This window comes from Actinosynnema sp. NPDC059797, assembly GCF_042732085.1.
GTDB lineage: Bacteria > Actinomycetota > Actinomycetes > Mycobacteriales > Pseudonocardiaceae > Actinosynnema.
The window spans coordinates 1-5,528 of sequence record NZ_JBHWIE010000428.1 but is presented as its reverse complement, the minus strand read 5'-3'; the positions used below and the strand labels follow the sequence as shown (position 1 = coordinate 5,528).

Below are 5,528 nucleotides of genomic sequence, written 5' to 3'. Positions count from 1 at the left end.
CCTCGGGGCTGTCGTGGCCCAGCACCGCGGCCACGTGCGTGCGCACCAGGTCCAGCAGCAGCGCGTCGCGGTCGGCCTCGGGCAGCTCGGCCAGCCGCGAGGCGAGGGTGGTGCCGCCGGACGCGGCGTTGGCCGTGCCCGCGGCGCGCCTGCCCGCCACCGGCACCAGGCCGCGCAGGAGCGCGGGCACGCCGTCCACGCGGGCGCGCAGCGCGCCCAGGTCCACCCGGACCGGGGCGACCACGGGCTCGCCGGTGGTCAGGGCGGCGTCGAACAGCGCCAGGTTCTCCTCGGGCGTGAGGCCCGGCATCCCGGAGCGCTCGATGCGCTGGAGCGCCGCCGCGTCGAGCACCGAGCCCATGCCGCCGTCGCCGAGCCACAGGCCCCAGGTCAGCGCGGTCGCGGGCAGGCCCTCGGCGCGCCGCCGCTCGGCCAGCGCGTTGAGGAACAGGTTGGCCGCGGCGTAGTTGCCCTGGCCGGGGTTGTCCAGCAGCGCGGCCAGCGACGAGTACAGGACGAACGCCTTGAGGTCGCGGTCGCGGGTCAGCTCGTGCAGGTGCCAGGCGGCGTCGGTCTTGGGCCGCAGCACCGAGTCCAGGTGCTCGTCGGTGAGCGTGCCCACGGTGCCGTCGGCGACGACGCCCGCCGTGTGCACGACGCCGGTCAGGTCCGCGATGCCGTCCAGGGTGGCGGCCAGCGCGTCCCGGTCGGACACGTCGCACGCCACCACGTCCACCGCCGCGCCCAACCCGGCCAGCTCGTCGCGCAACTCCACCGCGCCCGGCGCGTCCAAGCCACGACGCGAGGTCAGCACCAGGCTGCGCACGCCGTGCCGGACGACCAGGTGCCGGGCCACCAGCGCGCCCAGGCCACCCGTGCCGCCGGTGACCAGCACCGTCCCGTCCCAGGGCGACTCGCCGCCCTCGGTCACCGGGACGCGCGCCAGCCTCGGCACGCTGACCTGCCCGCCGCGCACGGCCAGCTCCGGTTCGCCGGAGGCCACGGCGTCGAGCAGCCGCGCCGCCGACTCGGGCGCGTCGTCGAGGTCGACCAGGGTGAAGCGGTCGGGGTTCTCCGCCTGCGCGGCCCGCACCAGGCCCCACACCGGGGTCTGCGCCAGGTCCGCGTCGACCACGTCGCGGGTGACCACGGCCAGCCGCGAGGAGGCGAACCGCTCGTCGGCCAGCCACGCCCGCACCAGCTCCAGCACCGCGCCCAGCGCGGAGCGGACGGCGGAGGGCACGTCGCCGTCGGCCGACGGGACGCGGAACAGCACGATCTCGGGCACGGTCGCGCCGCGCGCCAGGGTGTCGCCGAGGCCGGGCAGGTCGTCGAACGCGGCCACGCCGGGCAGGTCGAGGCCGGCGCCGAGCACCGCCGCGCGGCCGATCCTGGCCGGCGCCACCGACCGGGAGGTCCACTCCAGCCGGAACAGCGACTCGTGGTGCTCGCGCCGGGCCGCCTCCAGCTGCTCGGCGGTGACCGCGCGGGAGACGAACGACCCGATCGTGGCGACCGGCGCGCCCAGCGGGTCGGTGACGGTCAGCGAGACGGCGTCCGAGCCGGCCGGGGTGATCCGCACCCGGACCGCCGAGGCGCCCGAGGCGTGCAGCGCCACGTCGTTCCAGGCGAACGGGATGCGCACCTCGCCGTCCGGGCCGGGCGCGGCGCCCGCGGCATCGATGGCGTGCAGCGACGCGTCCAGGATCGCCGGGTGCAGGCCGAAGGACGCGGCGGCTGCCGTGCTGCCCTCGGGCAGCGCGACCTCGGCGTACACCTCGGCGGACGGGCCGGAGCCGCGCCGCCACACCTTGCGCAGGCCCTGGAAGACGGGGCCGTAGCCGTAGCCCTGGGCCGCCAGGTCCTCGTACACGGTCGTCACGTCGACCGCGGTGGCGTCACGCGGCGGCCACGTCTCCAGCGAGTCGCCCGCCGGCGCGGGCTCGGCCGACAGCACGCCGCCCGCGTGCCGCGTCCACACCGCGTCGCCGGCCGCGTTCTCCGGCCGGGAGTAGACGGCGATGGTGCGGCGACCGCCCTCGTCCGGGGCGTCCACGACGACCTGGAGCACCACGCCGCCGCGCTCGGGCAGCACCAGCGGCGCCTCCAGCGCCAGCTCCTCCAGCAGGCCGCAGCCGACCTGGTCGCCCGCGCGCACGGCCAGCTCCACGAACGCGGTGCCGGGCAGCAGGACCGTGCCGGAGATGGTGTGGTCGCCCAGCCACGGGTGGGTGCGCAGCGACACCCGGCCGGTGAGCACGACGCCCTCGCCGCCCGCGAGGCCGACGACCGCGCCGACCAGCGGGTGGTCGGCGGAGAGCTGGCCGAGGTCGGTGGCGTCGGCGGAACCCGCGTCGCCCGCCAGCCAGTAGCGCTTGCGCTGGAACGCGTACGGCGGCAGGTCGACGCGCTTGCCGCTGCCCGCCGGCAGCAGCGAGGTCCACCGGACCGAGCCGCCGCGCACGTGGGCCAGGGCGACGGCCGAGCGGACCTCGGCCACCTCGTCGCGGTCGCGGCGCAGCAGCGCGGCGAACGCCACGTCCTCCGCGTCGCCCTCCTCGCCGCCGACGCAGTCCTGGGCCATGGCGGTGAGCACCGCGTCCGGCCCGATCTCCAGGAACGTGGTGACGCCGCGCGCCGCCAGCTCGCGCACGCCGTCGCGGAACCGCACGGCCTCGCGGACGTGCCGCACCCAGTACTCCGGGGAGCACAGCTGCTCGGACGTGGCCAGCCTGCCGGTCACGTTCGACACGACCGGCACCTTCGGCGGCGAGTAGGTCATGACCTCGGCGACCCGGCGGAACTCCGCCAGCATCGGCTCCATCAGCGGCGAGTGGAACGCGTGCGACACGCGCAGCCGCTTGGTCTTGAAACCCTTGGCCGCCAGCGCCTCGGCGACCTCCAGCACGGCGCCCTCGACACCGGAGATCACCACGGCGGCGGGCCCGTTGACCGCCGCGAGGCCGACCTCGTGCTCGCGGCCGGCCAGCAGCGGCAGCACGTCGTCCTCGCCGGCGCGCACGGACACCATCGCGCCGCCGGTCGGCAGCGCCTGCATCAGCCTGCCCCGGGCGCCGACCAGCAGGGCCGCGTCCTCCAGGGACAGCACGCCGGCGACGTGCGCGGCGGTCAGCTCGCCCAGCGAGTGCCCGGCCAGGTGGTCGGGGCGCAGGCCCCAGGACTCGACCAGCCGGAACAGGGCGGTCTCGACGGCGAACAGCGCGCTCTGCGCGTAAGCGGTCTGGTCGAGCAGGGCGGCCAGCTCGGAGCCCTCCTCGGCGAACAGCACGTCGCCGAGCGGGTGCGGGAGCTGGAGGTCGAGGTAGCCGCACGCGGCGTCGAGCGCGCGGGCGAACACCGGGTACGCGAGGTACAGCTCGCGGCCCATGGACAGCCGCTGCGAGCCCTGGCCGGTGAACAGGAACGCCAGCTCGCCCGAGCCGGTCGCGCCGCGCACCAGCCCGGCGGCGTCCTCGCCACCGGCCAGCGCGGTCAGGCCGCGCAGCGCCTCGGCGCGGTCCTGCGCGAACACCACCGCGCGGTGCTCCAGCGCGGCCCGGCGGCCGGCGAGCTCGTGGGCGGTGTCGACGAGGTCCACGTCGGAGTCCAGGAACCCGGCGAGGCGGGCGGCCTGGTCGCGCAGCGCCGCCTCGGAGCGCCCGGACACGACCAGCGGCAGCGCGCCGGGCACGGGCGCCTCGTCCGCGCCGCCGCCGACCAGGGACGGCGCGGGCTCCTCGATGATCACGTGCGCGTTGGTGCCGCTCACGCCGAACGACGACACCGCGCCCCGGCGGGGGCGGTCGAACGCCTCCCACGGGCGCGGCTCGGTCAGCAGCTCGACGCGGCCGGACGACCAGTTGACGTGCGGGGTGGGCTCGTCCACGTGCAGCGTCTTGGGCAGCACGCGGTCGCGCATGGCGTACATGAGCTTGATGACGCCGGCGACGCCGGCCGCGGCCTGCGAGTGGCCGATGTTGGACTTGATCGAGCCGAGCCACAGCGGCCGGTCCCCGGGGCGGTCCTGGCCGTAGGTGGCGAGGATGGCCTGGGCCTCGATCGGGTCGCCCAGGCGGGTGCCGGTGCCGTGCGCCTCGACGGTGTCGACCTCGTGCGGCTCCAGCCCGGCGTTGGCCAGCGCCTGCCGGATGACGCGCTGCTGCGACGGGCCGCTGGGCGCGGTGAGGCCGTTGGACGCGCCGTCCTGGTTGATCGCGGTGCCCTTCACGACACCGAGCACGCGGTGGCCGTTGCGGATCGCGTCGGACAGCCGCTCCACGACCAGCACGCCGACGCCCTCGGCCCAGCCGGTGCCGTCGGCGGCGGCGGCGAACGGCTTGCACACGCCGTCGGGCGCGAGGCCGCGCTGGGTGCTGAACGCGGTGAACGCGCCGGGGTGCACCATGACCGCGACGCCGCCGGCCAGCGCCAGGGAGCACTCGCCGTCGCGCAGCGCCTGCACGGCCAGGTGCAGCGCCACCAGCGAGCCCGAGCACGCCGTGTCGATCGAGACCGTGGGCCCCTCGAAGCCGAACGAGTAGGCCAGCCGGCCGGACACCACGCTGGGCGCGTTGCCGGTCAGCAGGTAGCCGTCGAGGCCCTCCGGCGCCTGGTGCAGCCGCGGGCCGTACTCCTGGGGCTCGACGCCGATGTAGACGCCGGTCTGGCTGCCGCGCAGCGCCAGCGGGTCGACGCCCGCGTGCTCCAGCGCCTCCCACGCGGTCTCCAGGACCAGCCGCTGCTGCGGGTCCATGGCCAGCGCCTCGCGCGGGCTGATGCCGAAGAAGTCGGCGTCGAACTCGGCGGCCTCGGTGAGGAAGCCGCCCTTGCGGACGTAGGACTTGCCGGGCTTGCCGGGGTCCGGGTCGAACAGCGCGTCCAGGTCCCAGCCGCGGTCGTCGGGGAAGTCGGCGATGACGTGGCGGTGGTCCGCCACGATCCCCCACAGCTTCTCCGGGGTGTCGCTGCCGCCGGGGTAGCGGCAGCCGACGCCCACGATGGCGATCGGGTCGTCGTGCCGGCCGGCCACGGGCTTGGCCACCGCGACAGCCTTGGTGAGCCGCTCGCCGAGCAGCACGCCGCGCACGAACTTCGCGGCGGCCAGCGGCGTGGGGTGGTCGTAGACGAGCGTCACCGGCAGGTCGAGGCCCGTGGCGGCGGTCAGCCTGCGGTGCAGGTCGACCGAGGCGAGGGAGTCGAAGCCCACCTCGCGGAAGGGCCGCGAGGGCTCCACCTGGTCGGGCGCGTCCGGCAGGACCGCCTTGAGCGCGGCGACGGCCTGCTCCTGCACGATGCCGAGCAGCACGCGAACCTGCTCGGCCACCGGCAGGTCGACCAGCCGCGCGCGCAGCGCGCTGGTGTCGGCGGGCTGGGGCGTGACGTTCTCGGACTCGCTCATCCGCGCTCCACTGGTCTGGCTGGTCGATCGCCGGCGGCGCTGGTCGAACACCCGCCGATCGCGGGTCGAACTTCGGACACGGCACGCCCCGCGACCGGCTGGGTCGCGGGACGGCGTGGTGGTGCTGGTG

1 pseudogene is annotated in these 5,528 nt (G+C 76.4%); it reads right to left on the bottom strand.

What is annotated here, in order from left to right:
- Positions 1-5,368 (bottom strand): annotated as a pseudogene (locus ACFV4N_RS39015) (type I polyketide synthase); the annotation flags it as partial.
- Positions 5,369-5,528 lie beyond the last annotated feature (160 nt).